Origin of the sequence: Paenibacillus glycanilyticus, assembly GCF_051200795.1 — a bacterium.
Lineage (GTDB): Bacteria > Bacillota > Bacilli > Paenibacillales > Paenibacillaceae > Pristimantibacillus > Pristimantibacillus glycanilyticus.
In genome coordinates this window covers 4,490,085-4,516,217 of record NZ_CP195155.1, presented here as the reverse complement: position 1 = coordinate 4,516,217, position 26,133 = coordinate 4,490,085, and the positions used below count along the sequence as shown (strand labels likewise).

Sequence of the window (26,133 nt, the reverse complement as noted above, 5' to 3'; positions counted from 1 at the left end):
ATGAAGCTTGAGCAAGGGCAAAGACTGGTTATGATCGGTGACTCGATTACCGATTGCGAGCGTAAATTCCCGCATGGGGAAGGGTTGTTCCAAGGCGTCGGCAAAGGCTATGTCGCGCTTGTGGACGCCTTGCTGCAGACCGCCTATCCGGAGCTGTCGGTCCGCGTAACCAATATGGGCATTGGCGGCAATACCGTAAGGGATTTGAAGAGCAGATGGCAAACGGACGTGCTTGATCTGAAGCCGGATTGGATGACGGTTATGATCGGCATCAATGACGTATGGCGGTATTTCGACCAGCCGAATATTCCCGAATCGCATGTGCTGCTGGAGGAATACGAGCAGACGCTGGAGGAATTGGCGAAGTCTGCGCAGCCGGAGGTGCGGGGGCTCGTCATCATGACGCCCTTCTATCTGGAGCCTAATCCGGAGGACCGGATGCGCAAGCGGATGGATGAATACGGCCAGGCTGCAAGAAGAGTGGCAGAGAGAACGGGCGCCGGCTTCATCGATATCCAAGCGGCGTTTGCCCCGCAGTTCGAATACGTGCATCCTACCGCCATCGCTTCCGACCGGGTGCATCCGGGCTTGTCCGGCCATATGATCATTGCGCGGGCTTTGCTTCAAGAGCTTGGCTTTGAATGGGAACGGATGAAGGGCTGACAAAAATGGCGCCTCGGGGAGAACTCCCCAAGGCGCCTTTAGTTGTTCTTATTTGATTCGGAAGCTTACAATCGCACCCTCGCCTTCGAACGGGTAATCGATGGCAATGCGGCCGGATTCCGTATCGCCGATTCCGCTGTACAGATTGACCTTGCCGTCAGGGCGCATTTCGATGCCGGCCGTAAAGGCGCAATCGGTCAGATTAGGCTTCTTGGCTGGCCCTTCCGGGTAGCATGGGCGGGTGCCGATAATTTTCAGATTGGTAAACTGATTAGTCTGCGGGTCAAGCACAAAGGACATATTCATATACGTCCAAATTTCCTGATTGCGGCTATCGGCGGCTTTATAGCAAATATGCCCGATAACGCCGATCCTGCCGCTCTCCAGCAGATAAGCTTGATTGCAGCCGCCCCACTCGTCCTTTTGGAATAATCCGGGGATATGAGGCGCATTCTCTATAGCCGAAGACGACAACTCATCCAGGCTGTTGATTACCGTAAAGCCAATGAGGGATTCACTCCCGTATTTTTGACGTACCTCCTCGCTTCGCGGTCTGGAAAATACGCCAATTTTGCTGCCTGGGAGCTGTACGAGACGGATATCCTTCATATAGTCGGGCCCTGTCGTGAAGTAGAGAAGATCGTGAACATCCGTCCCTTTGTAGAAATAACCGTAGAAGGTATCCAGCCGCCCCTGGTTGTAACGGACATGAGTTCCACCCAGAACAAGCTGCTCATTTACGATGCTGACATAAGGGTCTTCCAGCTGATAGATCATGGTATCCGGTACTAGCGTCCATTCATCCGGACCGCTCTGTTCGAACAGTCTGACCCAGGAACGCGCCCATTCCTGCCGTTTTTCCACGCGACCGTAGATATAGCGCTTGCCCTGCCATTCAAACGGAATGGAGGGGTTATACACGTCGAAGCCGTCAATGCCCCGGAAGATAAGCTTGGCACTCTCGTAAATTTGTTTGTTGTCTTCGAATAGACGGCGCTGTTCAAGTAAATTCATGACTCGCGTTCTCCTCTCAATGGTTGCTGACAGCCTAATCGTAAAGGATAGGAGACTATAAATCTTGCCTATACTTCGTATGGATTATGGTATTTTGACCTGCTTTTTTAGGATGCAAAAAAAGAATAGGGGCTGACCGCCATGTTAAAGCTTCTCGCGGCCGACGGTATCGATCCGGATATCCAGGCGCACTACCGGCTGATCGCATCCGTTCACGATACGATCGGCTTGCATACGCATGATTTCTTTGAGCTGTTTCTTATCCTGAAGGGAAGCGTTGTGCATAAGGTTAACGGCACCCGGCAGCTACTGCGGGAAAATACGCTTGTCTTTATCCGCGACCGGGATGTTCATTGCTATGAGCAGACATGCGAGGGGGACTGCCAGTTTATTAATCTCTCGTTCTATAAAGAAGTTATTGACGAACTGTTTGCTTTTCTGGGGGCGGGATTTCCGAGCGGGAAGCTGTTCGAGCCGGAATTGCCTCCTACGCTCATGCTGTCCAGGACGGAAAAGGAATACGTGCGCTACCGGCTGGATCAGATTAACTTAACTCCGATTAACCGGAAGCTTGCTGTCAAAGCGGAGGTGAGAGCGCTGCTGACGGATCTCTTTTCCCGTTACATCCGGATTACGGCGGATAAGGCTGATCCGTACGGCCAGCCGGACTGGTTCCGGAAGCTTTGCCAGGAGATGCGGAAAAAGGAGCATTTTACGAAGGGGACCTCGGCGCTGGTTCAATTGTCGGGTAAATCCCATGCTTATTTATGCAGGGTATTCAAGCAGCAGCTGAAGATTTCGCCAACCCGGTTTATTAACGATTTGAGACTGTCTTACGCGGAAACTTTGCTGCTTAATACGGACATGGACATCTTGGATATCAGTCTGGAGACCGGCCTCGAGAATGTCAGCTATTTCTATGAACTGTTTAAGAGGAAGCATGGGATGACGCCTTACCGGTTTCGTCAATTCGACAGTCCGGCCGCCGTGCGCGTAACCTGCGAGGGCTAAGAGTCTTATTCGTTAAACGAATCGGGCTTTACGCCTATTTGACAGAGTTTGCATACTAACTTATACGAAGTTCCTCTAAAAAAATAGAAAAATGTAGGAGTAAAACTGTATTGACGTTCCAAAAAGTATGTGTTAATTTTAACATAGTATAACAAGGTTGAAGGGGGGAGGTAAGCCGTTCCCTATGATTCCGTTTCCTTTGTGGCACTGCTCCTTTCTAGGAAAGCTATGCGGTTAGTTCGCTATCCCTTGAAGATGGGAAAGGAAGCGTTCTTGAATAGGCTCAAAAATGAATGCGCTTCCAATAAAGGTATTTACCTGCCTTTTCCAGATGTTAGGTAGCGGCAGGAGTTAGTTGGTATACTAATTTGATAATGGCTGTTGAAGGGGTGTTTTTTTGGAAACAACCAATAAAAGCTTGTGGTCGCGGATTAATAGACATCGTTATTTGTATTTGATGGTTTTGCCGGGCTTTCTAACGGTTCTCGTCTTTAACTACTTTCCGATGTACGGCATTCTGATTGCTTTCAAAAAATACAGCGTGGTCAAAGGAATTATGGACAGCCCTTGGGTGGGCTTTAAATACTTTAATACGTTCTTCCATGATCCGCTTGCGTTCCGGGTATTAAAAAATACATTGCTGCTAGGCGTATACACGTTGTTCTGGTCCTTTCCCGCGCCTATCATTCTCGCCTTGCTGTTTAACGAGCTTCGAAACAAGAGGTTCAAAAAAATCGTGCAAACCGTTTCGTATTTTCCCCACTTCATCTCGGTTGTCATTGTCGCCGGCATGATCAAGGAATTTACGGCTAGGGACGGACTTTTCAACGATATCATTTCCTTCTTCGGCGGATCGCCGGTGATGTTTCTCCTGGAGCCGGGGTATTTCAGAACCATCTTTATCTCCTCGGGGATCTGGCAAGGGGTAGGCTTCGGGACCATCATCTATCTGGCCGCATTAAGCGCCATAGATCCTACCTTGTATGACGTAGCGGAAGTGGACGGGGCCAACCGGTGGAAAAAAATCGTACATATTACCTGGCCGTCATTAAGATCCACAACGGTTATATTGCTCATATTCGCCGTTGGCGGAATACTCGGATCGGACTTCCAGAAAATTATATTGCTCTATTCGCCCGAAACCTACAGCGTGGCGGACGTTATCGGCTCCTACGTGTATCGTCAAGGGATACTGGGAGCGCAATACGAGTATACAACGGCAATCGGCTTGTTCATGTCCGTCATATCCTTCGTTATTCTGTATCTGACCAACTGGATCAGCCGCAAAGTGTCGGATACAAGTTTGTTCTAGGAGAGGGTAAGCAATGAAAAAGGTGAGCTTGGGTTCCAGAACGTTTGACGCGGTCAACATTTTTGTCATGCTGTTGATTATGGTCGCCATCCTGTATCCGATTCTGAACATTATCGCGACTTCCGTGAGCAGTGCCCGTTATATCTCGTCGGGAAGCGTGTCGGTCTGGCCGAAGGGCTTCAACGTCGAAGCTTATACGACCGTTTTTAAAGATCCATTTATCTTCAAAGGTTATCTGAACTCTATTATTTATGCGGTAGGTTCTACGGGGCTGATGCTGCTGTTTACCTCATTGATGGCGTATCCCCTTACCGTACAGACCTTTGTGGGGAAGAAGTTTCTTACCATCTTTCTGATGATTACGATGTTTTTCGGCGGCGGCTTGATTCCCACCTATTTGCTAATGCGCAGCATGCACATGCTGGATACGCTGTGGGTCATGATTCTTCCGGGGGCTATCGGTGCCTATAACGTCTTTCTGTTTCGAACCTTCTTTCATAATATACCGGCGGAGTTAAAAGAGTCTGCCTTAATAGACGGGGCCAACGATCTTGTCGTTTTGTTCAAAATTGTATTGCCTTTATCCAAGGCATTGCTCGCAACCTTCGCTTTGTTTGGGCTAGTGGGGAGCTGGAACAGCTGGTTTGAAGCATTGGTCTACTTGCAGGACCAGGATAAATATCCGCTGCAGATGGTGTTAAGAAACTATCTGTTTACACTGGATACCAATGCCATTGCGGGAAGAGTCGGCGCCGGCAACGTCGCGATCAATCAGCCGGGAGATTCGCTCGATCCGCAGGCGGTACGCATGAGCGTCATCATTATCACGATGTTCCCGATTATGTGCATCTATCCTTTTTTCCAAAAGCATTTCACAAAAGGGGTCCTTGTAGGTTCCATAAAAGGGTAGAGAGCGGGAATCCTGCTTGGGAGGTGAAGAGGCGGCAAGCAATCCGCAAGCCTAATGACATGCTGTAAACCAATTATTTATCAGGAGGGGTTTCTATGAAAAGAAAGACAAAAACGATGTCTTTGCTTTTGGCTTCCGCGTTGGCACTGGCAGTAACAGGCTGTACAAACAACAATACAAACCAAGCGCCTAACGAGACTTCCAGTACGAATACGGGGACGGATAAGACGGACAGCAAGCCATTAAGCTTCTCGGTAGCGCTGCCATCCAATGGCGTTGATAACCCGAATAGCATGATGGGGAAAGAATGGCAGAAGGAAATGGAAGCCTACATGGGCAGAAAGGTCAACATTGATTTCAATTACATTCCTTCTTCCGAGTATGACGAGAAGCTGAAATTAATGATTGCGAGCAATGATTTGCCGGATTTCTTCGTTACTCCATTGTTCTACGACACAACCGAAATGGCGGAGCAGGGCCAGATTCTGGAGCTAAGCCAATATAAAGACCTGATGCCTAACTATATGAATTATTTGAGCAAGGTGAAGAACGGTTTGACCCGGGTAACCAACGCCGAAGGCAAGATGTATACCTTCAAAGAAACGTCAACGCCAAGGTTCCCCGCCGATAAAGGCATGCTGATCCAGAATACGTCCTCGTATCGTTATGATATTTTCCAGCAGAACAACATCAAGATACCGGAGACCTGGGATGACGTGTATCAGGCAGCCAAGAAGCTGAAGGAGCTGTACCCGGATAAATATCCGATTGCCACTAGATGGAACAGCTTGCGATCCTTGTTCGCCGCCGACCATGTGAAGGACGATATCTATTGGAACGGCAGCAAATACGTGTACGGCGTTCTCGAGGACGGATACAGGGATGCTCTCCAGTTCGCGAACAAGCTGTATGCCGAGAAGCTGCTGGATCCGGAGTATACCATCGATACGGACGATACGCTTAAACGCAAAGCTTTGAACGGAGACAATTTCATCTGGCTGACGCAATGGTTCACGACTCCGGCCGAATATACCAGAACGCTTAATGACGGGAAAATATTCGCGGTTACCCTTTATCCGAATAACCCGGATTACGGAACTGCGTGGCAAGAGGTCGCAAACGGCAATACGCCTGATTTGGGGTGGGCTCAGTTCTGTATTAATGCCAAAACAAAAGTGGCGGAAGATCTGATCAAATTCATTGATTATCAATACACGGACAAAATGATGAACTTAATTACCTGGGGAATCGAAGGAACCACGTATACGGTTGGGGCGGACGGCGTGCAGACCTTTACGGATGAATTTAAAAATGCGCCGGATCCATGGCTGGTTGGCGACAAATACGGAATCCGGGCGAGCAAGAACTATAACCCCGGCTTGCAAATGGTTAACGATTCCAAAGCATTCGTAGACTTTGCCGCCACGGATTACACCTACTTCAACGGCAAATACGAAGAGGTTCCGATCGAGAAATCGCCGTACTTAAGAAGTCTGCCAATGCCTCAGAATGACTATGTGCCATCGTCGTACAGCGAGCCTAGCATTCAATTTACGCAAGACGAAAGCCAGAAAATTTCCGAAATCATGAACCCGGTTAAAACCTTTGTTACCGAAGAACAAGCAAAATTCGTTTCCGGCAAAAACAAATTCGACGATTGGTCCAAATTCATCGACAAGCTGAAGAAAATGGGCGATATCGATAAAGTGCTGCAAATTTACAACGATGCCGCGCAACGCGCAACGAAGTAAGGAATGTTATTAAGCACGGAATGGAGTGATCGATTGTGGCTAAACCGGTTGTGGGGCTTCAATTATATACCTTGCGCGATTTGACGGAGCGGGATTTTCTCGGTACCATCCGCCAAGCGGCGCAGCTAGGCTACAAAGCGGTAGAGTTTGCGGGATTTTTCAACACCCCGGCCAAGGAGGTCAAGGCGCTTCTTGCCGAGCTTGATTTGCAGGCGCCATCGGCTCATATCGGTTTGAATTTTTCCGAGGATGCCGCTGTCCGCTCCGCGGAGCTCGATAAACAAATCGAATACGCGCAGGAACTCGGCCTTCAGTATATGGTTGCGCCGTGGGCTCCTCTGCCCGAGAATCCCGAATGGGACGATGTCCGAAAGCTGGCCGGCATTCTTGAAGAAGCGGGAAGAAAAGTAACCGAGGCGGGAATGATCTTTGGCTACCATAATCATGCTTTCGAGTTTCAATTGGTCCATAACAAACCGGTTATGGATCATCTGCTGGAGCTTGTTCCGGCGCGGTATCTCGTAGCGGAATTTGACCTCGGCTGGGTTCATGTGGCAGGCTATAAGCCCGTTGATTACGTGCAAAAATACAGCGGACGCGTACCGCTCGTTCACTTCAAGGATTTCGTGGAGGGGCATACGGATACCGAGGTAGGCAAAGGCTCCGTTGATCTGAAGAGCGTATTGCCGATTGCCGAGGAAGCCGGAATTCAGTACATCTTCGTCGAACAGGAAGTTTTCCCTTCCTCCTCGCTGGAGAGTGCAAAGATCAGTCTTGCATTTTTCCGAAAGAACGGCCTTTAAACTTGCATGATTTCATCTTAGATCGTATAGGAGCAGTTTGCGTTCAGCATGCTGCTTCTTTTTTTTTCGGGAGGTGATGCGATGCCGTAGTTTGCAGTCGAGAACATGATGCTGCGCAAGGAAATGAAATCAATGGGAGGATGATCATGTATGCATGCAAAGCTGCGTAGAACGACCGGAATAGCAGCCTCAATTCTGCTTAGTCTGGCTTTATTCCCGGGGACGATGTTGGCGGGCAGCACGGCGAGTAACAGCGGGGCCATTCAAATCCAAAGCCAGCAGCCTTTTGGGATTCGGGTGGTCGACTCGAAGACCGGACGGGGAATTCCGGCCGTTGAACTGAGGACTACCAACAATATGACCTTCTATACGGACAGCGCCGGTTACATCGCTTTTAAAGAGGTTGGCCTTATGAACGAAACCGTATTTTTCCATTTGTCCAGCGACGGCTACAAAGTTCCGCAGGATATGTTCGGTTATTTTGGGCAGGCCGTTGAAGTAACGCCGGGAGGAAGCGTTACGCTGACGATGGATAGAGTAAATATCGCAGAGCGGCTGTACCGTCTGACGGGTGAGGGCATTTACCGGGACAGATTATTGCTTGGCAAGACGCCGCCGATTAATGAACCGCTCTTGAACGGGAAAGTAATGGGACAGGATTCCGTCCAGACGATTAAATACAAAAATAAATTGTACTGGTTCTGGGGAGACACGGACCGCGTAGCTTATCCGCTAGGGAACTTTCGGGTAACGGGCGCAACCTCGAAGCTTCCGGGACAAGGCGGTCTCGACCCGGATGTAGGCGTTGACCTGAGTTACTTCAAGCAGGACGACGGCTTTGTCAAAAGTCTGGTGCCGGTGCTGCCTGACGGCGCGAATATCGCGTGGGTATTTGGACTGATGACTGCCAAGGATGCAAGCGGACAAGAGCGTCTGCTGGCTGGCTACAGCACGCATAATCCGGATCTGTCGGCCTTTGGCATTCTTCAATTTAATGATCAAACGGAGCAATTCGAGCAGCTGGTCCAATTCCCGGACAAGAATGACTGGCGCCATCCGGGAGGCCAAGCCAGTTACTACGAGGAAAACGGAAAGGGCTATTGGGTATTTACCGAGCACCGGATGCCGAATCTTCGCGTACCGGCGACCTATGATGCGATTAAAGACTACACGAAATACGAAGCCTTTACGCCTCTGAAGCCGGGGACAACGTACAACGGGGCCGATACGCAGCTTGAACGGGACGCTTCGGGCAAGCTGGTCTGGAGCTGGAAGCAAAATACGCCGCCGCTGAAGCAGGACCAGGAGAAAGAGCTTATTAATCTAGGAGTAATAAAGGGCGCGGATGCCCGTTATTACCAGCTGAAGGACGCGGATACCGGCGCTGACGTTACGATTGCCGGCAGCTCCGTTGAATGGAATGACTACCGCCAGAAGTATGTACTGTTCGGCCAGCAAATGGGCGGAACAACATCGGGACTCGGCGAGATGTGGTATGCGGAGGCGCCTGCGCCGCAAGGGCCGTGGACAACGGCCAAAAAAATCATTACGCATAACAACTACACGTTCTATAACCCGGCTCACGATGAGTTTTTCGATAAAGACGGCGGCCGTTATATTTACCTCGAAGCGACTTACACCAACACGTTTACGGACCACGAGCCAACACCGCGCTACAACTACAATCAGATGATGTATAAGCTGGATCTTGCCAATCCGGATCTTGGGCTGACGCCTCCGGCAACGGATTTGGCCAAAGGCAAGCCGATTGCCTCCGCTTCAAATGAAAAGAATCAGCCGGCGAAGCTGGCTAATGACGGCAGCACGGAGACGTTCTGGACATCGGCTGCCAAAAGCCCGCAATGGCTGAAGGTTGATCTTGGCGTGCCAAGCAGCATAAACCGCATTGTGTTGAACTGGGGAACCGCCTACGGGAAAGCGTATCAAATTCAGATTTCAAACGACGGGGTGAAATGGAAGGACGTATACAACACCAAAACCGGCGACGGCGATGTAGACGACATTACAATTGCGGATACCAAGGCCAGATATGTCCGAATGTACGCAATACCAAGAGGCGTTACACTATCCGTACGCGATTTCGAGGTGTACGGAACCGAGCAGAGCTCAAAATAATCAACTGGAACGGAGGAGATTGCGGCATGGGAATGAGATTAAGCAAAGCATCCCGAATTGTGGCGGGCGTAATGCTGGCTGCGGCACTTTTCCCTGGAACCTTCGCAGCGGCCGGTGCGGCAGGGGCAAGCAGTGCCGGTAAGCCGGCACAAAGCCAGGTTTATAATCAGGAGCTGTTCAAAATTCACGTCGTTGACGCGGAAACCGGAAGAGGAATTCCGGCCGTAGAGCTGAAAACGACGAACAACATTCGTTACTATACGGACAGCGCCGGCAATGTGGCTTTTGACGAGCCGGGGCTTATGAATCAAACGGTATTTTTTCATATAGCCAGTCATGGCTACGAGGTTCCGGCGGATATGTTTGGTTACCGCGGTCAAGCGGTGGATGTAACGCCTGGCGGAAACGTGACCATTCAGATGAACCGGATCAATCTCGCGGAGCGGCTTTACCGGGTAACCGGTCAAGGCATTTACAGGGATACCGTCATGCTTGGCGAAACGCCGCCGATTGAAGAACCTCTCCTGAACGGGAAAGTGATGGGCCAGGACTCCGTGCAGACCATTAAATACAAGAATAAGCTTTATTGGTTCTGGGGCGATACGGATCGGCCCTCCTATCCGCTCGGGAACTTCCGCGTGACCGGAGCTACGTCAAAGCTGCCGGAGCAAGGGCTGGATCTCGACGTTGGCGTCGACCTCGACTATATTACGCGCGAGGACGGCTTCGCCAAAAGTCTTGTACCGCCGCTTCCGGACGGTGCGAATATCGCTTGGATATTCGGCCTGATGACCGTCAAGGACAATAGTGGGGAGGAACGGCTGCTTGCCGCTTATAGTACGCATGATCCTAACCCTCGTTCTTTCGGCATTCTGATCTTTAATGACGAAAAGCAAGAGTTCGAGCAGCTGGTCCAATTTCCGGGTACCAGCGACTGGCGTTACGCGGGAATGGGCGGTCAAGGAACGTATTACGAGGATGGCGGCAAAGGCTATTATATTTTCACGCAATACGAGTATCCGAATATTCGGGTAGAGGCGAAGATGGATGCGATCGTGGATTATACCCAATTCGAGTATTTTACTCCGCTTGCGCCAGGAACGACATATGCCGGGGCGAACACGCAGCTTGAGCGCGACGCTGAAGGCAAGCTGGTCTGGGGTTGGAAGAAAAACACGCAAATGCTTACGCAGGAAAAGGAGAAAGAGCTGATTGGATTAGGCTTGATCAAGGCGGATGATGAACGTTATTTCCAATTGAAGGATGTCGATTCGGGCGATGAGGTTCAAATTGCCCAAAGCTCCGTCGAATGGAATGAGTATCGCCATAGCTACGTCATGATCGGTCAGGAGAAATTCGGCAAAACGTCGCTGCTGGGCGAAATTTGGTTCGCGGAAGCGCCCGCGCCTAACGGGCCATGGAAATCGGCCAAGAAGATTATTACCCATGACGAATACTCCTTCTATAACCCTTCCCAGCATGAGTATTTCATTAAGGACGGCGGACGTTATCTCTATTTCGAAGCGACCTTCACCAATACGTTTACGAATGCGCCTGCCATGCCGCGTTACAACTATAATCAGATGATGTATAAGCTGGACCTTGCCAATCCGGAGCTGAACCTTGCGCCGCCGGAGGGACCGGAGCTGACCGAGCTGGCCCAAGGCAAAGCAATCACCGCTTCCTCTTCGGAGAGCTCGCATCCGGCAGCGGATGCCAATGACGGAAACGGGCAGACCCGCTGGGCTTCCGACTCATCCGATCCGCAGTGGATTCAGGTCGATCTTGGAACTCCAAGCCCGATCAGCCGAGTCAAGCTGGATTGGGAGGTCGCTTACGGTAAAGCCTACAAGATTCAAGTATCGGATGACGGCCAGAGTTGGACCGATGTCTACAGTACAACCTCCGGTGACGGAGGCACCGACATCGTTAACTTTGACGAGACGACAGCCCGTTACGTGCGGATGTACGGAACGCAAAGGGGGACGATGTACGGCTACTCGTTATGGGAGTTCAAGGTGTTCGGACGTAACTAGCGGCTAATAGCAAGGCATCCTGTTACCGTTTATCGGGAATTAGGATGCCTTGTTCTCTTGTCGGAATAAACCGATTTGTCCCCATTCCCTTCTACATCCCGTGCGATATGAATATATTTCGATTATATGCGGGATGAAGGAGAGTTGCGTAAAATGGAGGGTTATTCTACGGGGACGGCCGCATCTGCGGGCAGCCTGCCAAGATGGCAGGTCGTTGACGACTTTATTGCTTTTATCCGCGAAGCCAACGAGCTTCTTCAGAAGGAAATAGATTTGTCTCCGGCTAATCAATTGGTAACGAGCGTCATTAGCCGTATTTTCGCCCAGCTGCGTTCCCGTTATTTGCCGGAGGAGGTACAAGCCGTTCTGAGCAACGAATATATTCAGACGCATAAGCGGCAGCTGCAGGATAAGCTCTCGGAAGCCGAGTTTCTGACGGAGCTCACCGATTCCAGGCAAGCCCGCGAAGCTCAAGATTCCGGATTGGATGCCGTTAGAAATCTCCCGAATTGGTCGGTTTACATAGCGTTGGTGAGGAAGGAGCTGGACACCCTTCGCGGCTTCACTGATCCGGATAGCCGGCTGGAGCAAGCTCCCGTTGTGTTTGTCGGCAGCGGGCCGATGCCGTTAAGCCCGATTATTTTTTATCTGCTGGGCGATGTGGAGGTTGTCTGCCTGGAGAAGGATGCGGTGGCTTACGAGGCGTCCTGCTTGCTGCTCGAGCATATTGGCCTCGGATCCAAAGTGAAGGTCGTGTTGGAAAATGGCGCCAACTACGATTACGGCCCATACAAGCGGATTTTCGTCGCAAGCCTTGTGAGAAACAAGCAGGCCGTACTGGAACAGATAAGCCGCACCGCCTCGGACCCCCTGGTCGCCATGCGTACGGCCGAGGGAATGAAACAAATTATGTATGAAGCGATTGATGAGGAGGTTCTTGAAAACGAAGGGTGGCATATTCTGGGGCGGACGCAGCCTGACGAGGGGCTGGTCATCAATTCCACTTTATTTTTGAAGCACAAAGGCTTAGAATAAGCTGCAATAATATACTATAGGCAATTTCCATTCGGATGTAGGATAGGAGAAGAGCGTGAAAGGAGCGGCTTCTCATGGATACTACATCTTTTTTTGTTTATTGTTTGATTGCAACGTTTACACCCGGGCCAACGAATATTCTGATTTTGTCTACCGTCACAAACGCGGGTACCAAAAAGGCGATGATCTTTTCTTACGGGTCGACGATTGGCTTTGGTTTGCTGCTTGTCTGTTCGGCCGCGTTAAGCTCGGTGCTCCTGTCGGTAATGCCTAAGTTTATTACGGTCCTGCAGGTGATCGGAAGCGCCTATATGGTTTACCTCGCGTACCGGATGGTCCGAAGCCGGCATTCGGAGTCCGATGTAAACCAAAAGGCTACCTTTCGATTTGGCGTCCTGCTGCAGTTCTTGAATCCCAAGACCGTGCTGTTTGCCTTAACCGTCATTCCGGCGTTTATTTTGCCCACTTACAGAGGGTTTACGGGATTGTCCGTTGGTATTGCGGCGATCACCTTAATCGGATTTGCGGCCTTTTTTACATGGGTTCTTTTCGGGACGGTCTTTAAAACGTTTTTGCAGAAGCATCATACGGCTGCTAATCTGATTATGGCTTTATTTTTAGCTTACGCTGCCGTTATGATTTGGGTATAGCTTTGCGAGGTGAGTAAGATGGAGAGGTTTATTTATAAAAAGTCGGCCGGCATTACCGCATTATCGGCTACAATGACGGAGTTTAAATATAAGAAGCATGCCCATCAGGAGTATGCCATCGGCGTTACCTTGCGCGGCATTCAGCGTTATAACCTGGACGGCAGCCTGCAATTATCCCATAAGAACGGCATCATGCTGTTTCATCCGGAGCAGACGCATGACGGAATGGCGCATGACGAGACGGGTCTTGATTACGTCATGCTGTATATTGAACCGCAGCTGCTGCTGGAGGTTATGGAGAAGAAGGAGATTTTGCGTTTCTCGAATCCTATCGTGTATGACCGGGAGCTGGAGCATAGGGTGCTTAATTTGACGAATGCCATCTTAGGCGAAAAGGATGAAGCGTTATGCAGCGAATTATTGCTTGCGCTGACGGATCGCCTTGCCGATTCCGGTCTTTCGCAATACGGAAGCAGAACGGATCATGCCTTGATCCGAAGAGCGAAGGACAGGATTCACGATAACCTGGATCATGTTCTGAAGCTGGATGAGATTTGCATGGAGCTTGGATTATCGAAATATCAGCTTATCCGATTATTTAAGGCGCATACCGGAATATCGCCGTATCAATATTTCCTTAACAGCAAGATCGAAAGGGCTAAGCAGCTGATCGAGAGCAGCAAGGATATTTATTCTGCGGTAGCCGCATGCGGGTTCGTGGATTTGACTCATCTGAATAAACATTTCAAGAGCGTTTACGGCACAACGGCGTTTGATTATATCTCGCATTTCCATTAACGGTTAAGCAGCTGCTTAACCGTTATTTTTATGCTGCTCCAGCTTCCGGTAAGCGCGGGGGGGAAGTCCGGACAGCTCCTTGAACATCTTGCCGAAGTGGGAAAAGTTCTCGAAGCCGCAATGCTCGGATATTTGAGTGATGCTCCAGTCGGTTTCCTTCAGCAGCAGCTCGGCTTCCTTGATCCGGGTAATGTTGATGTATTGGCTAAAGCCAAAGCCGGTAACCTCCTTAAAGACGCGGCTAAGATGTCCCTTGCTGATGAAGAACCGCTTGGCGAGGTCATCTAGAAGCAATGGCTCTCTGAAATGCTGGTTGATATAGCGGACAATATCCGTTATTTTCTGCTGAACCGGGGTAAGCTCAAGCTCGATGCCAGGCTGCACCTTGCGTCTCTGAACGTGACGGGCTGTAAACAGCAGCAATTCGACGGCCGTGTTCCGGACATGCAGCTGGTAGCCAAGCGGACATTCATGCAGCTCGCGAAGCAAGGATTCGAACAAAGCCTCCAATTGCATGCGTTCCTGCAGGTTAAGCTTGATGATGGGATGCGCGGAAGCAAAAGGGGACAGCAGCAGTTCGGTCTCCTCCTGCGATAAACCGTCAAAGAACGGCAGGTCGTAATGCAGGACAATCCGCTCGTGATTGGGCTGGCTTAGCTCGGAAGTCCGATGGACGTCATTGGTGTTGACGAGGATAAGATCACCCGACTGAATAGGATAAACGGAATCGCGTATAAAAAACTTTCTTTCACCGCTGTACAAATAAAAGAATTCGTACGAACGATGATAATGGGTAGTGTCCATGGAATGGTAGCCGATTCTCCGGTCGAATTCAATCCATAAAGGCTCGCTGATTGAACCGAACCGGAGGATATTGGGAAGCGACGTTATCGTCATATTGAGATGAACTCCTTTCAAGGACATTCGCATCTCATTATATCAATATTTGCGGGGTTTAAGCAGTAATTATGTATAAATGCGGAGAAATCCATGCAAAATTCATGCTACTCTTGGGGTATGAGAGCGATTTCAGACGGAGGTTTGGACGATGAAAAAATTTGAAGTGAACCAAGAGGAAGTATTAGAGCTGATCGACCTTGTCGTACGCCGAACGATGAATATGGATTTTACGTGGAACTGGTCTTGCGGAGTTGCCTTTTACGGCATCAGCAAAGCTTGGGAAGTAACGAAAAATCAGGAATATATCGATTTTCTGGTGAAATGGGTGGACGAGTATTTGGAGCTGGGGCTTCCGGCCTTAATGGTTAATTCCTGTGCCATGGGACATACGATGCTGACGCTGCATGAAGCGACGGGCGACCAGAAATACCTGGATCTCGCTTTAATGAAAGCCGAATACCTGCGCAAGGATGCGATCCGGTTTGGAGAAGGCGTATTCCAGCATACCGTTTCGTCCAAAAACGATTTTCCCGAGCAGGCGTGGGCGGATACATTGTTTATGGCGGCGTATTTCCTGCTCAGACTTGGCTTCAAGCTGGACAAGAAGGAATATATCGACGATGCGCTTAACCAGTTCTACTGGCATGAAGAATATTTGCAGGATACGAAGACGAATCTGTTCTACCATGCATGGGATAATGTCAGAGGAGATCACCTGTCCGGCATCTATTGGGGCAGAGCGAATGCATGGGCAGCTTACACAATGGCCCAGGCTCATAAAATGCTTAATCCGTTTATGCCAATGTGGATGCAGCTTGGCGGAGCGCTTGGCGATCAGTTGAGCTCTCTGGTCAGACTGCAGTCGCCGGACGGATTATGGCGTACGGTCTTGAATGACGAGACCTCGTACGAGGAAACCTCGGCTTCCGCCGGCATTGCCGCAGCCTTGACGATTTACGCGCATCCGCTGCATCAGAATTATATGGCCAAAGCTTATGAAGGCATCCGCGCCAATATCGATGATGACGGTTCGGTCCGGAATGTATCCGCCGGTACGGCGGTTATGTATTCGGCGGACGACTACAAGGTGATTTCCAGGAAGCGGGTGCAAGGCTGGGGGCAGGGCTTAACGCTGGCTTACCTGGTTGCATTGATTCAGAATACGGAAGTCGTAAGCGCGATTTAATCCGCTCGTTCCGGAAGACGTTAGGCATGACGCCGGGTCAATGCCGGGAAGAGGCATAGAAAGCTAGGAAGATCCCATGCTTCCCGGAAGCATGGGGTCTTGTCCGGTATAAGGCATCCATTATTTAAGCGCTCCGGTGCTTGTAATGTGTACACGCACCTCCGGCTTCAGCTTGATTTGAGGGTATTTGGTTTTCCAATCGATCTTCTTCCATAGACCGGAATGGCTTACCTTAAGCTTACGCCCAATACCAAAAGCATCGCAATTCGCTTGCAGCAAAGTATCCGTTACCGCGATTGCTTGCTTGCTTAGGGACTTTTCCAGCTCTTTGCTTAATTGAGAGGGATTGACGGACCAGTCCGGATTGCCGGTATAGCTGACGATATTACCGTACAAATCAATTCGTATGTTGCTTTCAATCGATTGGGTCTGCTCATCGACAGTTACCTCGAACTTCCGTTTCATCTTGCGTACCTCAAAGGAAACCACATTCGTCTCTAGAGGAACATCCAGCCAAGCCACATTGCTCATTTTGTCTTTAAGCAGCAGCAATAAGCCGCTCTCGTTTCGGGACAAGGTGACCCCGGTAAAGATATCTCCATTAAATAAACCCGTGCTGTCAATGATAAGCGAGCGATTGTTCAGTTTGCGGATGATCGGCAATATTGCGTCTTCAGCAGGATCCGAGATCTGGTTCCATAAGGAATACAGAGTTTGATTCGTTACCAGCGTGGTTCTTTCGGAGCTAAAAATCATTTGCTTGATATCAAACGCAATCGGATTATTTTCCGTCTCGGGTACCGCTAGAATATCGGCAGCCTGTCCTTTTGCAATCAGCACTTTGGTGTTCAAATAAGCTTTCGGCAGACGGTAAAAAAACTCCAATAGGGGCATGATGCCCTTCTTCGCAAGCTCATCCCCAACTATGATAACAAAGGCTTTATTCGCTTCGATCGTCCCCGGGAGCATGCTGTCGATTTTATGTCCGATTTCCGGGATATTGCGTCCGGATGCCTGCTCCAATTTATCTTTCACGTTAAATTGGCCGCCGCCTTTGCTTTCGAGAATAATGGCTTTAACCGTGCCCCGCAATTGTCCGTTCTCTTGCGAGTCAATCGCAATCCCGTTTACTAATTTCTTATTGATCAAATACTGGGCGTCCCAGCATCCCGGAAGAAGCAGCAATAGGACAATGCTAACCGAAGGTATGAGCTTCTTAATCATGTCAATCTCCTCTTATAAAAGCTGCGGAACAAGAAGGACATCGCCCACATCAGAAGGGGAACCGCCGCAATCATCACGAGATAGCCGTATTCCATCCATTTGCTGAAGGTATCAAGGGTTTCGCGAGTCGACAAGTAGCTGGCCAGCACTAACACAAGCGTACCGCTGAACCATACCATCCGTTGATAGGCGCTTCTTTTTTTTGTTAGGCTTTTGCCGGCCATGCACAGATAAGAAACGATAGTTGCGGACATCGGGATGATCCATATCGAAAGAAAGATCAGATCCAGCCGGTCAAAAAGCTGGAAGGTCAATCCTCTGAGCAGGAACAAGACGGGATCCTTTACCTTCGACAAAGCATCCTGGCTGAACCCGATTAAGCAAATAAATACAAAAAAGGCGTAAAACAACGTCACGAACCAATTGGCAAATGAAATGGTTCTTATTAGGCCGCGAGGCGTATCTTTCGATTGGGCCGCAAAATAAAGAATAACTTCAAACCCAAGCATGGCAAAAAACGTCTTTTCGCTGCCTTTTGCGATGTGGGCAATGCCGGATTGACCCATTGGCAGAATGTTGGAGATATGGGCCTCGTTCGAAAGGCTTGCCAGGCTTATCCCCAGCAATATAATCAACAGGATGGAGGCTACTTCGTAAAATCTTGCAACAACCCGTAAATTTTCTACGGCTAGGTAAACGCCCACCGCGAGAATAAGCAGAAGGAGCACCCAGCTTGGAGTTAATGGAAGCAGCCAGACTTTTATAAGACGGACATAGAGGGTACAGGCATAACCCGCAACAACAACAAAAAAGCAGTAGTAAATAAAATTGACCGCTTTGCCGGCATATTTTCCGAAGAAGAGCAGGCTCATCTCCCTTAAGTTCATCCCCGGGTACTGGCTGCATAGGCGCCAATACACAAGAATCAACAACTGGATGACAAGGCCCGAGCCCAGCACGGATATCCATGCATCTCCGCCGGCGGAATTCTGTATGACGGAAGGCAGCGATAACAGCCCTATGCCAATCTGCGTTTTAATGATGAGGAAAAACAATTGTCTCTGCGTAATTGATATATTCAATGCCTTTTCCACCTCTGAGTAAACGACTGTTTATAAGGACCGGGAAGCTGGGCATTTTTTTGGCTTTTCCAAACCGGAAGCCTAAGGAAGATATCCTTCATGCTGTCCTTTCCATGAAACGGACCAAAGGGCGCGAAATAAGGGACGCCAAGCGTTTCGATTTTGCACAGATGGATAAAGATGACCATCATCATAACGGAGATGCCGAAAAAGCCGAACAAAGCCGCGGCAAGCATCGTCGGAAAGCCCAATATGCGCAGACTGGTCCCAAATTCGTTTAATGGTGCTGCAAAGGAAGCGATAGCAGTCAGCCCGATCACGACGATCATCGTATGGGAGACAAGATGCGCCTCGACAACGGCTGTGCCGATGACCAAGCCCCCAACGATGCCGATGGTTTGTGAAATAGGGGAAGGGAGCCGAATGGCGGCTTCCTTTAATAATTCTAGAATAACTTGCATAGCGATGGCTTCAACAATAGGGGGAAACGGAACGTAAGTCAGGGAAACCTTAACCGAGTACAGGATCCCCGGCGGTAGCACTTCCGAATGATAGGAAACGATGGCAATATAAATCGCAGGCAGGCTGATAGCCAGAATGAAGCTGATCATCCGGACAAGACGGTAAAAGGACCCGATTATCCACCTGCTGTTATAATCATCCGGCGACTGGTAGAAGGAGAAGAACGTAATCGGAAGAACTAATACCGTCGCGGAGCCATCCACCAAAATATTGATCTTACCTTCCATTAAATAAGAAACGGCACGGTCCGTTCGTTCCGTGTTCAGGGATTGGGGAAAAGGGGAAAGCGGATGCTCCTCGAGCATTTCGTCAATTTCACCCGTCGAATAAAGCTGGGTAAGATTGATGGATTTCAGCCGATTTTCGCATTCCTTCACAATATTCGGATCGGCAAGCTTCTCCATGTAGACCATGGCTACCTTTGTATTGGTCAGAGTGCCAATAGTGAAGTACCTTACTTTGAACTGCGGACTTTTAATCCGGTATCGAAGCAAATAAAGGTTTGTACTGAGGCTTTCCACAAAGCCTTCATGAGAGCCTTTAATGATCTGTTCAGCCATAGGCTCGTCGATTGAACGGCCATAAGACTGAGCTGCGGAAATCATGTAAACATTCTCGTGGTTTTCCAGACGGATAACGCAATAACCATCCAGCAAAGAATGGCCGATGAATTCAAGATCGGAAGATTTCTGTGCCCCGGTGGCAGCTGCAAACTGCTCGATGTTGTGGTAAGGAGTCTCCAGCAAGGGCTGGATGATGAAGGATTGAATGAATTCCAGATTAGCCATGGATTCCAAATAGAGGATGGTGCATGCCGCCGCATTAGGAAGAATGAGGCTTTGAGCTTTCAGATCCTCGGAATCGGACAAGTATTCTTTGATTTGAGCGTAAGAGACAGCCATAACTTCACCACCTGTATTTTCCATGCATTGTTTACGTATTATGAGCAAACAACAGGAAAATTATGATTAGTGGTTATGGGTAATCAGCTTATCCGCGGCCTGCTGCTGCCGGTATTGCCCGGGAGTTAGACCCGTGCGGGCTTTAAAGATCTTATTGAAGTAGCTGACATTGGCATACCCGATCTCATGGCAGATCTCTTCAATGGACAGGTTAACCTGGCCTAGCAGCTCCGTCGCTCTTTTGATGCGCAGTTGAATCAAATAGTCGTTGATGGTCATACCCGTGGACTCTTTGAAAATACGGCTTAAGTAAGAGGAGCTGCGTTCCACGTATTCGGCAACGGTATCGACGGAAATGTTGTTATTGAAATTCGAGTCCATGTAATCGATGGCGAGCTGCAAGGTGACGTCCGTCATTTTGGAGCGCTTCTCCCGGTGGTAGTCGATAATTCTGCCGCACATCTCGATCAGACATTTCTCCATATCCTTCAGCGTCTCGGCGCGCGCAATTAAATCGGCATAAGCAGCGCGGCTGCCGAATACGGCGGCAATATCCCCCCGGGATTGGACAAGGGTTTTGACAATCTCGCCGCTCAGCTGGAAGAACAGCTGCTGGATATTGGCCTTGCTCAGCTTTTTATCCATCGCGGTCCCGGTGATTTCCCGGAGGGTATCATAGCACTCTTCTTTATCCGTTTGAAGCAGCGCCTGCTGCAGCTTAGCCTCCAGATCATACGGATAGTAAAAGGCATCTTCTTCTCCGGTCTGCCAGTCGCCCAAGATCGAATAGGGCAGCACCTCGCCTTTACCGATATAGATTTTCAGGTTCAAGACCGCAATCGTATCCTCGTAAGCCTGCCTTACCGATTCCTCTCCCGTGCCTATTCGGCTGACGGCAATCGTAACCGTTAATCCATACCTGGTGAGCATATGCTGCTTCAGCCTCTTGGCGTATTCCAGAGGAAATTCGTCATTGTCGGGTGGAACAGCCAATAGAATAACCGTTCTTTTATCATCCTTGGCGAATACCTCGCCGTCGATATCCGCGCCTAATTCATCCATAAACCCGTAACGCAGCAGGTGGAAATGAAAAAGATCGTCCTTTACGGGATACGGCTCCTCCAGCTCAAGCGTAAGCAAGGCAAACCGGGAGAAATCAATCCGCAGCCCTAGCAGCTCCACGGCTTGCCCGTTTCCTTCGCCGCCTTGGATTAGATCGTTCAGGTATTTTTCTTTAATTGCCGTACGGTTGTCGGTGAGCAGGGAATCAACCTTCCTCTTTTCCTTGGCGAGGGTCTCCCAGCTGCGGATCATATGCTCGAACCGCTGCCGGATAAAACCCGCCTCGTCACCGGTTGGTAGAGGTCTGATTCCACTATCCCGCTGGTCATGCGCGGCATTCTCAATATAAGAGATGACGCTGTGGAGCGGACGGTACAATCTTCTGGACACGAAAAAGGAGATGGCGATTGCGGCTGTCAGATAAGCCGCGGCTACGCTGACCACGATGACTTTGATACGCCCCATCCCTTGCAGGAGGGCCGACTTCTCCGTGACGTCGATAAACTTCCAGCCTGTCAGCTCGGAGGTCGTGTAGGAGATGATCCGGTCGGAATCATCGATATAGGAGCCGCTTTCCGTGTTTAGACGGCTGAGATTAACAGCCTTCATTAATCGATCCCCGTCGGCCGCATCGGTATAGAGCAGCTCGGAGTTTGCTCCAAGCACGAGAGTGGTGCCTTTTTTATTATGGTAATGGCTTAAATAATCGTTAAACAGTAGATCCAGCTTCAAGTTGATCACGATAGCGCCGTTGACTTGGCCGATCAACGGCATTTTTTGAAGCAGGCTGGCCGCGGAATGATCGGTGGAGAAGCCATCCTCTCTCCCGGTAATCCAGACGGAACGGCTTGCCGAAGGCTGCTTCCACGTATCCAGCCAGGACCGGTCCGCGAAGGTGGAGATCGGGGAGGTCCGGATCTCCTGCCGCGAGGTCAGGACAAGCTCCAGCGGAGCGTAATAAATATAGATGGAATCGATGTAAGGACTGATTTTTTTCTGTTCGGCTACAAAGCCGGTTAAGTCGATAAGGGAGCTGACGCTTAGCTTGCTTCCTTTCATTTGATAAAGATACGATTGGGTCGCAATCATGCTTGAAGCGTTATATTTAATGGAGGTTAGTTCTTTGTGGATGAGCTCTTGCTGCTGGGTAAGGACAGATTCGTTGTATGTAATCGCATTTTGAATACTGTTGTCTGCCGAGATGGAATAAGTAACGGATGCAATAAGAACAACCGTGATGACGGCAATAGCGGTTAAGGAAAGAAGCTGCTTCACGAACATGCTGTTCTGCTTGATTGAGCCCGGCATTGGATTCACTCCTTGTCTCGATGATTGCGCTTACATAACGAGGCGCCAAACAACGGGCGCTAATACGGGGATTATATCACAGTTGCCTCCCTTGGAAAGGAAATGCGCGAAAAACATACAAAAAAGAGAAAAACATAAGGCGTTCAAACCGGCGCAAAAGCGGAAAAACATAAAAGAGAATTGGAATAGAGGATTGAGAACGCCGGCGGAGAAGGCTATCGTAAATATTGTAACCGCTCCCATAACCCGGCCGGGAGCCAGAGCCTGGATGCGGTCCATTATACCGAATCAATAGGGGGAGATTGAATTGCAAATGAAACGACAGACAATGGGCAAGGCCGCATTGGCGGCAATCGTGGCTGCGGGATTACTCGCGGGCTGCAGCTCCAATTCGAATAACACGACTAATAATAAAACAATGGATCCTACTGCCAGCCCAAGCGCAAATGCAAGCGAGCCAGCGGAAACAAAAGAAGCAAACGCAAAGCCGATTGAAATTACATGGGGGATCCATTTCCAGGCTGCGGGCGTCGTGGAGAACACCGAGGTTCAGAAATGGCTGGAACAGAAATTCAACGTCAAGATTAAGCCGGTGAAAGTGACCGATGCCAGTATCGCTTCCGGCGATATTCCGGATATCTTTATGCTGGGTGATCCCGCTAACGTGTCGGCTTATCAGAACCAAGGCGTGCTCATGAGCATTGATCCCAATCAATTGAAGGAAAAGATGCCGGAATACTATACCGATATCGAAAAAAACAGCAAGCTGTTCCAGACCGTTACCTTTAACGATCAGCTGTGGGCGATTCCGATGTTTATCGATTTGAAACCTTATGATCTGGGTATGCTCTGGCGCAAGGATTGGCTGAATAACGTCGGCATTACGAAGGTGCCGGAGACGCTGGACGAATTCGAGCAGGCGGTATACGCGTTTGCGCAGAAAGACCCGGACAAGAACGGCAAGAAAGATACGTACGGCTTGACCGGCACGGCTACCTCGACCTGGTCCTCCGGCTTCTACTCGATCTTTGGGGCGTTTGGCGTGGAGCCAACGATGTGGCATGAGAAGAATGGCGAGATCGTCAATGGCTCGGTTATGCCGGAGACGAAGGAAGCATTGGCGAAGCTGCGGCAGTGGTATGCGGACGGGGTTATTGACCCTGAATTTATTACCGATACGCAGGATTCTTACCGCAAGAAGCTGTACAACAACCGGATCGGCGTTATTGAAGAGCAAATCGCCAAAGGCGCGCTTCCGGAAGGCGGCACCGTAACGGAGATGAAATCCTTAAGTCCAGACGCGGAGCTTGTCTTCGCGAAAAATCCGAAAGGCCCGGGCGGAGATGGATCTTGGGACTGGGGCGTGAAGAGCAATTTCGTCGTGATCGGCAGCAAGGTGAAGGATCAGCCTGAGAAGCTGGAGAAGCTGTACGAAATTCTCCGCGCGGAAAGCAGCGATGAAGAAACGATTAACATGACCAGCCTTGGCGTGAAAGGGACGCATTGGGATTTTGCGGACAGCGGAGCGACTTCGGGGGCTACCAAGTTCCTTCCGGCATTCGAGAAGCAGGAGCAGCGCGACCAGGAAGGAATCCGTCTCTTCTCGCTTGGCAACATTACGACGCAGGCATACCGCGAGAAATATTCCAATCCGAAGCTGAACGAAGCGATCAAAACGTATTCGTCCGCGCCGAACCTGACGGATGCCCTTCTGTTCTCGGTATTGCCGTCCGACGGCAAATACAAGGCGGATCTGACCGCGCTTATGCAGAAGTATTTCGCACAGATTATTAGCGGTGAAATTCCGCTTGACGACTTCGATAAATTCGTAACGGAATGGAAGGCTAGAGGCGGCGACGAGTTAACCAAAGAGGCTAACGAGCTGTACCAGGCGCAATTCAAAAATTAACCGGCCGGCTCCGCGGACCCGCAAGGGCTGATGCCAGCTCTTGCGGGCGGACCGGGCAAGGTTGCAAGGAAGTGTGGCATGAAGACTATACGCAGGCACGGAGAGCTGCTCTCGTTATTTCTGTTCTCGTTTCTCTTTTTCTTCATTTTCAAATACGGTCCGCTGTATGGCGTGATCATTGCCTTTAAGGATTTCAAAGTGGTGGACGGCATTTGGGGAAGTCCTTGGGTAGGGCTGCAGCACTTTCAAGAGCTGTTCCAGAACAGCGATTTCTACCGTCTCCTTAAAAATACGCTGCTTCTTAATTTGTATCTGCTTCTTTTTGCTTTCCCCGCACCGATTATTCTGGCGCTGCTGCTTAACGAAGTCCGGTCGCGCTACTTCCAGCGCTTTATTCAGATGACGATGTATTTGCCCCACTTTGTATCGTGGGTCATCATGTCGGGGCTTATCATTTACTTTTTGTCGCCAACGACCGGGGTTTTGGCTGAAATCGTGGGATGGTTTGGGGTAGAGCCTGTCTTCTATATGGGGAAAAAGGAGTATTTCCGCTCCATTGTAGTTATTTCCGCGATTCTGAAGGATCTGGGCTGGGGCTCCATTATTTATTTCGCAGCTTTGACAGGGATCAACCCGGAGCTTCAGGAATCCGCGATTATCGATGGCGCCAACCGCTGGCAGCGGATGATTAAGATCAATATTCCGTCCATTATGCCTACGATTGCGATTATGTTTATTCTCAGTCTCGGCGGGTTCTTAAGCGCGAATTTCGAACAAATCATCAACCTGCTTAACCCGGTTACGTTCGAAACCGGCGATGTGATTGATACTTATGTCTACCGGGTAGGCCTGCAGCAATTCCAATACAGCTATACGGCGGCGATTGGTCTGTTCAAGTCGCTGGTCGGCCTTCTGCTTATTCTCGGCGCCAATCTGCTTGTACGGAAAATGAGCCGGGGAGAGAGCGGGTTATGGTAGGGACAGGAGGAAGTTTGTCATGAAGGCAAGAAGATGGCAGGAACGTATTGCCCCCGGCATCATTTATTTTGTATTGGCCTCACTCGCGGTAATCGTTGTGTATCCGTTTATCCATGTCATAGCCGTTTCGTTCAGCGGACGAGGGGAGGCGCTTCGCAGCGGGTTCCATTTCTTCCCGAGGGATGTCCAGTGGACGGCCTACCGGGAGCTGCTGAACTACCCGTTTATCTGGTCCGGCTACTCGAATACGATTTTCCGGATGGTCGTGGGTACGGCCCTCACGCTGCTCGTTACCGTCTGCGCGGCTTATCCGCTGTCGCGTCCCGATTTTCCCGTCAAAAGGCTCCTTACTTTGCTTCTGCTCTTCACCATGATTTTTGACGGAGGGATCGTGCCTCATTATTTGCTTATGAAGGATTTGCATTTGCTTAACTCCCTTTGGGTCTACGTGCTGCCTACGGCGGCTAATGCCTTTCAGGTTCTGGTCATGTTATCCTTCTTCCGGTCGCTTCCCGATGCCTTAATTGAAGCAGCCCGGATCGACGGAGCCAGGGATATCGGGATTTTATTCCGCATCGTGCTGCCGCTCTCAATTCCGCCGCTTGTCACGATCGGACTGTGGTCCATGGTTCACCATATTAACGCGTTTATGGATAATTTGCTGTACGTGACCGACCAGTCCAAGTTTGTCCTTCAGCAGGTTGTCCGGCAAATTCTAATCGAAAACAAGGTAGATCCGTTTACGACGGCAACGAATTTGATTCCTCCGGCACCGGAGAGTCTGAAGATGGCATCCGTCATCGTGTGCACGTTGCCTGTGCTTGTCGTATATCCTTTCCTGCTGAAATATTTCGAGAAAGGAACGATGATTGGATCGGTAAAAGGCTAAGCGAAGGGAACCAGAAGGTTCCCTTTCTATTTCAAGCAATAAGGAGGAATAG

The 26,133-nt window shown here is 49.8% G+C and carries 21 protein-coding genes; 15 read left to right on the top strand and 6 right to left on the bottom strand.

Annotated features, from left to right (window positions below):
- Positions 1-663 carry an SGNH/GDSL hydrolase family protein gene (locus tag ACR9FF_RS20575; RefSeq protein WP_435164326.1) on the top strand — a complete coding sequence of 221 codons (663 nt, stop codon included), beginning with the start codon at positions 1-3 and terminating at the stop codon, positions 661-663.
- Positions 664-711: 48 nt separating this feature from the next.
- Here the strand turns inward: ACR9FF_RS20575 and ACR9FF_RS20570 are convergent, their stop codons facing one another.
- Positions 712-1,677 carry an MTP-1 family protein gene (locus tag ACR9FF_RS20570; protein WP_435164324.1) on the bottom strand — a complete coding sequence of 322 codons (966 nt, stop codon included), beginning with the start codon at positions 1,675-1,677 and terminating at the stop codon, positions 712-714.
- 141 nt (positions 1,678-1,818) lie between these two features.
- Here ACR9FF_RS20570 and ACR9FF_RS20565 point away from each other — a divergent pair, with 141 nt between their 5' ends.
- From ACR9FF_RS20565 to ACR9FF_RS20520, 10 genes are all read left to right on the top strand, one after another.
- The gene (locus ACR9FF_RS20565; RefSeq protein ID WP_435164322.1) at positions 1,819-2,688 is read left to right on the top strand and encodes a helix-turn-helix domain-containing protein; all 870 of its coding nucleotides are present in this window, start codon (positions 1,819-1,821) and stop codon (positions 2,686-2,688) included.
- Positions 2,689-3,085: 397 nt separating this feature from the next.
- Positions 3,086-4,000 (top strand): ABC transporter permease, encoded by a 915-nt coding sequence (locus ACR9FF_RS20560; RefSeq protein WP_127490616.1) that lies wholly within the window; start codon positions 3,086-3,088, stop codon positions 3,998-4,000.
- Positions 4,001-4,013: 13 nt separating this feature from the next.
- Complete coding sequence (locus tag ACR9FF_RS20555) at positions 4,014-4,910, top strand: carbohydrate ABC transporter permease (RefSeq protein ID WP_201002069.1); 897 nt, start codon at positions 4,014-4,016, stop codon at positions 4,908-4,910.
- 95 nt (positions 4,911-5,005) lie between these two features.
- Entirely contained in the window at positions 5,006-6,661 is a 1,656-nt protein-coding gene (locus ACR9FF_RS20550; RefSeq protein ID WP_127490614.1) for an extracellular solute-binding protein, read from the top strand.
- Between the two features lie 35 nt (positions 6,662-6,696).
- The gene (locus ACR9FF_RS20545) at positions 6,697-7,464 is read left to right on the top strand and encodes a sugar phosphate isomerase/epimerase family protein (RefSeq protein ID WP_435164319.1); all 768 of its coding nucleotides are present in this window, start codon (positions 6,697-6,699) and stop codon (positions 7,462-7,464) included.
- Between the two features lie 150 nt (positions 7,465-7,614).
- The gene (locus ACR9FF_RS20540) at positions 7,615-9,600 is read left to right on the top strand and encodes a galactose-binding domain-containing protein (RefSeq protein ID WP_435164317.1); all 1,986 of its coding nucleotides are present in this window, start codon (positions 7,615-7,617) and stop codon (positions 9,598-9,600) included.
- Between the two features lie 26 nt (positions 9,601-9,626).
- A complete protein-coding gene (locus tag ACR9FF_RS20535; protein ID WP_435164315.1) occupies positions 9,627-11,636 on the top strand; it encodes a discoidin domain-containing protein in 2,010 nt (669 codons plus the stop codon).
- A gap of 153 nt (positions 11,637-11,789) precedes the next feature.
- Positions 11,790-12,671 (top strand): nicotianamine synthase family protein, encoded by an 882-nt coding sequence (locus ACR9FF_RS20530; protein ID WP_435164313.1) that lies wholly within the window; start codon positions 11,790-11,792, stop codon positions 12,669-12,671.
- Between the two features lie 74 nt (positions 12,672-12,745).
- On the top strand, positions 12,746-13,321 hold the full coding sequence (locus ACR9FF_RS20525) for a LysE family translocator (protein ID WP_127490609.1): 576 nt from the start codon (positions 12,746-12,748) through the stop codon (positions 13,319-13,321).
- Positions 13,322-13,339: 18 nt separating this feature from the next.
- Positions 13,340-14,119 (top strand): AraC family ligand binding domain-containing protein, encoded by a 780-nt coding sequence (locus tag ACR9FF_RS20520; protein WP_435164311.1) that lies wholly within the window; start codon positions 13,340-13,342, stop codon positions 14,117-14,119.
- 15 nt (positions 14,120-14,134) lie between these two features.
- Here the strand turns inward: ACR9FF_RS20520 and ACR9FF_RS20515 are convergent, their stop codons facing one another.
- Entirely contained in the window at positions 14,135-15,016 is an 882-nt protein-coding gene (locus tag ACR9FF_RS20515) for a helix-turn-helix domain-containing protein (RefSeq protein ID WP_435164309.1), read from the bottom strand.
- 151 nt (positions 15,017-15,167) lie between these two features.
- On the opposite strand from ACR9FF_RS20515, the gene ACR9FF_RS20510 reads away from it, so the two are divergent.
- A complete protein-coding gene (locus tag ACR9FF_RS20510) occupies positions 15,168-16,205 on the top strand; it encodes a glycoside hydrolase family 88/105 protein (protein WP_435164307.1) in 1,038 nt (345 codons plus the stop codon).
- 120 nt (positions 16,206-16,325) lie between these two features.
- Here the strand turns inward: ACR9FF_RS20510 and ACR9FF_RS20505 are convergent, their stop codons facing one another.
- The 4 genes from ACR9FF_RS20505 to ACR9FF_RS20490 form a co-directional block, all read right to left on the bottom strand.
- The gene (locus tag ACR9FF_RS20505; RefSeq protein WP_435164305.1) at positions 16,326-17,429 is read right to left on the bottom strand and encodes a Ger(x)C family spore germination protein; all 1,104 of its coding nucleotides are present in this window, start codon (positions 17,427-17,429) and stop codon (positions 16,326-16,328) included.
- On the bottom strand, positions 17,426-18,511 hold the full coding sequence (locus ACR9FF_RS20500; RefSeq protein ID WP_435164303.1) for a GerAB/ArcD/ProY family transporter: 1,086 nt from the start codon (positions 18,509-18,511) through the stop codon (positions 17,426-17,428). The genes ACR9FF_RS20505 and ACR9FF_RS20500 overlap by 4 nt, the downstream gene beginning before the upstream one ends.
- Positions 18,508-19,935 carry a spore germination protein gene (locus tag ACR9FF_RS20495; protein WP_435164301.1) on the bottom strand — a complete coding sequence of 476 codons (1,428 nt, stop codon included), beginning with the start codon at positions 19,933-19,935 and terminating at the stop codon, positions 18,508-18,510. Before ACR9FF_RS20495 ends, ACR9FF_RS20500 begins: the two co-directional genes overlap by 4 nt.
- A 66-nt stretch (positions 19,936-20,001) precedes the next feature.
- Positions 20,002-22,305 carry a helix-turn-helix domain-containing protein gene (locus tag ACR9FF_RS20490; RefSeq protein WP_435164300.1) on the bottom strand — a complete coding sequence of 768 codons (2,304 nt, stop codon included), beginning with the start codon at positions 22,303-22,305 and terminating at the stop codon, positions 20,002-20,004.
- Positions 22,306-22,618: 313 nt separating this feature from the next.
- Here ACR9FF_RS20490 and ACR9FF_RS20485 point away from each other — a divergent pair, with 313 nt between their 5' ends.
- The 3 genes from ACR9FF_RS20485 (at position 22,619) to ACR9FF_RS20475 (ending at position 26,081) form a co-directional block, all read left to right on the top strand.
- A complete protein-coding gene (locus ACR9FF_RS20485; protein WP_435164298.1) occupies positions 22,619-24,214 on the top strand; it encodes an extracellular solute-binding protein in 1,596 nt (531 codons plus the stop codon).
- A 78-nt stretch (positions 24,215-24,292) separates the two neighbouring features.
- Complete coding sequence (locus ACR9FF_RS20480; RefSeq protein ID WP_127490600.1) at positions 24,293-25,192, top strand: ABC transporter permease; 900 nt, start codon at positions 24,293-24,295, stop codon at positions 25,190-25,192.
- 19 nt (positions 25,193-25,211) lie between these two features.
- Positions 25,212-26,081 (top strand): carbohydrate ABC transporter permease, encoded by an 870-nt coding sequence (locus tag ACR9FF_RS20475; RefSeq protein WP_127490599.1) that lies wholly within the window; start codon positions 25,212-25,214, stop codon positions 26,079-26,081.
- The last annotated feature ends 52 nt before the right edge of the window (positions 26,082-26,133 follow it).

Bases quoted from the DNA above. Each gene is read 5' to 3' on its own strand.
- ACR9FF_RS20575 (WP_435164326.1), top strand. From the start codon at position 1: ATGAAGCTTGAGCAAGGGCAAAGACTGGTTATGATCGGTGACTCGATT.
- ACR9FF_RS20570 (WP_435164324.1), bottom strand. From the start codon at position 1,677: ATGAATTTACTTGAACAGCGCCGTCTATTCGAAGACAACAAACAAATT.
- ACR9FF_RS20565 (WP_435164322.1), top strand. From the start codon at position 1,819: ATGTTAAAGCTTCTCGCGGCCGACGGTATCGATCCGGATATCCAGGCG.
- ACR9FF_RS20555 (WP_201002069.1), top strand. From the start codon at position 4,014: ATGAAAAAGGTGAGCTTGGGTTCCAGAACGTTTGACGCGGTCAACATT.
- ACR9FF_RS20550 (WP_127490614.1), top strand. From the start codon at position 5,006: ATGAAAAGAAAGACAAAAACGATGTCTTTGCTTTTGGCTTCCGCGTTG.
- ACR9FF_RS20540 (WP_435164317.1), top strand. From the start codon at position 7,615: ATGCATGCAAAGCTGCGTAGAACGACCGGAATAGCAGCCTCAATTCTG.
- ACR9FF_RS20535 (WP_435164315.1), top strand. From the start codon at position 9,627: ATGGGAATGAGATTAAGCAAAGCATCCCGAATTGTGGCGGGCGTAATG.
- ACR9FF_RS20530 (WP_435164313.1), top strand. From the start codon at position 11,790: ATGGAGGGTTATTCTACGGGGACGGCCGCATCTGCGGGCAGCCTGCCA.
- ACR9FF_RS20525 (WP_127490609.1), top strand. From the start codon at position 12,746: ATGGATACTACATCTTTTTTTGTTTATTGTTTGATTGCAACGTTTACA.
- ACR9FF_RS20520 (WP_435164311.1), top strand. From the start codon at position 13,340: ATGGAGAGGTTTATTTATAAAAAGTCGGCCGGCATTACCGCATTATCG.
- ACR9FF_RS20515 (WP_435164309.1), bottom strand. From the start codon at position 15,016: ATGACGATAACGTCGCTTCCCAATATCCTCCGGTTCGGTTCAATCAGC.
- ACR9FF_RS20510 (WP_435164307.1), top strand. From the start codon at position 15,168: ATGAAAAAATTTGAAGTGAACCAAGAGGAAGTATTAGAGCTGATCGAC.
- ACR9FF_RS20505 (WP_435164305.1), bottom strand. From the start codon at position 17,429: ATGATTAAGAAGCTCATACCTTCGGTTAGCATTGTCCTATTGCTGCTT.
- ACR9FF_RS20495 (WP_435164301.1), bottom strand. From the start codon at position 19,935: ATGGCTGTCTCTTACGCTCAAATCAAAGAATACTTGTCCGATTCCGAG.
- ACR9FF_RS20490 (WP_435164300.1), bottom strand. From the start codon at position 22,305: ATGCCGGGCTCAATCAAGCAGAACAGCATGTTCGTGAAGCAGCTTCTT.
- ACR9FF_RS20485 (WP_435164298.1), top strand. From the start codon at position 22,619: ATGAAACGACAGACAATGGGCAAGGCCGCATTGGCGGCAATCGTGGCT.
- ACR9FF_RS20480 (WP_127490600.1), top strand. From the start codon at position 24,293: ATGAAGACTATACGCAGGCACGGAGAGCTGCTCTCGTTATTTCTGTTC.
- ACR9FF_RS20475 (WP_127490599.1), top strand. From the start codon at position 25,212: ATGAAGGCAAGAAGATGGCAGGAACGTATTGCCCCCGGCATCATTTAT.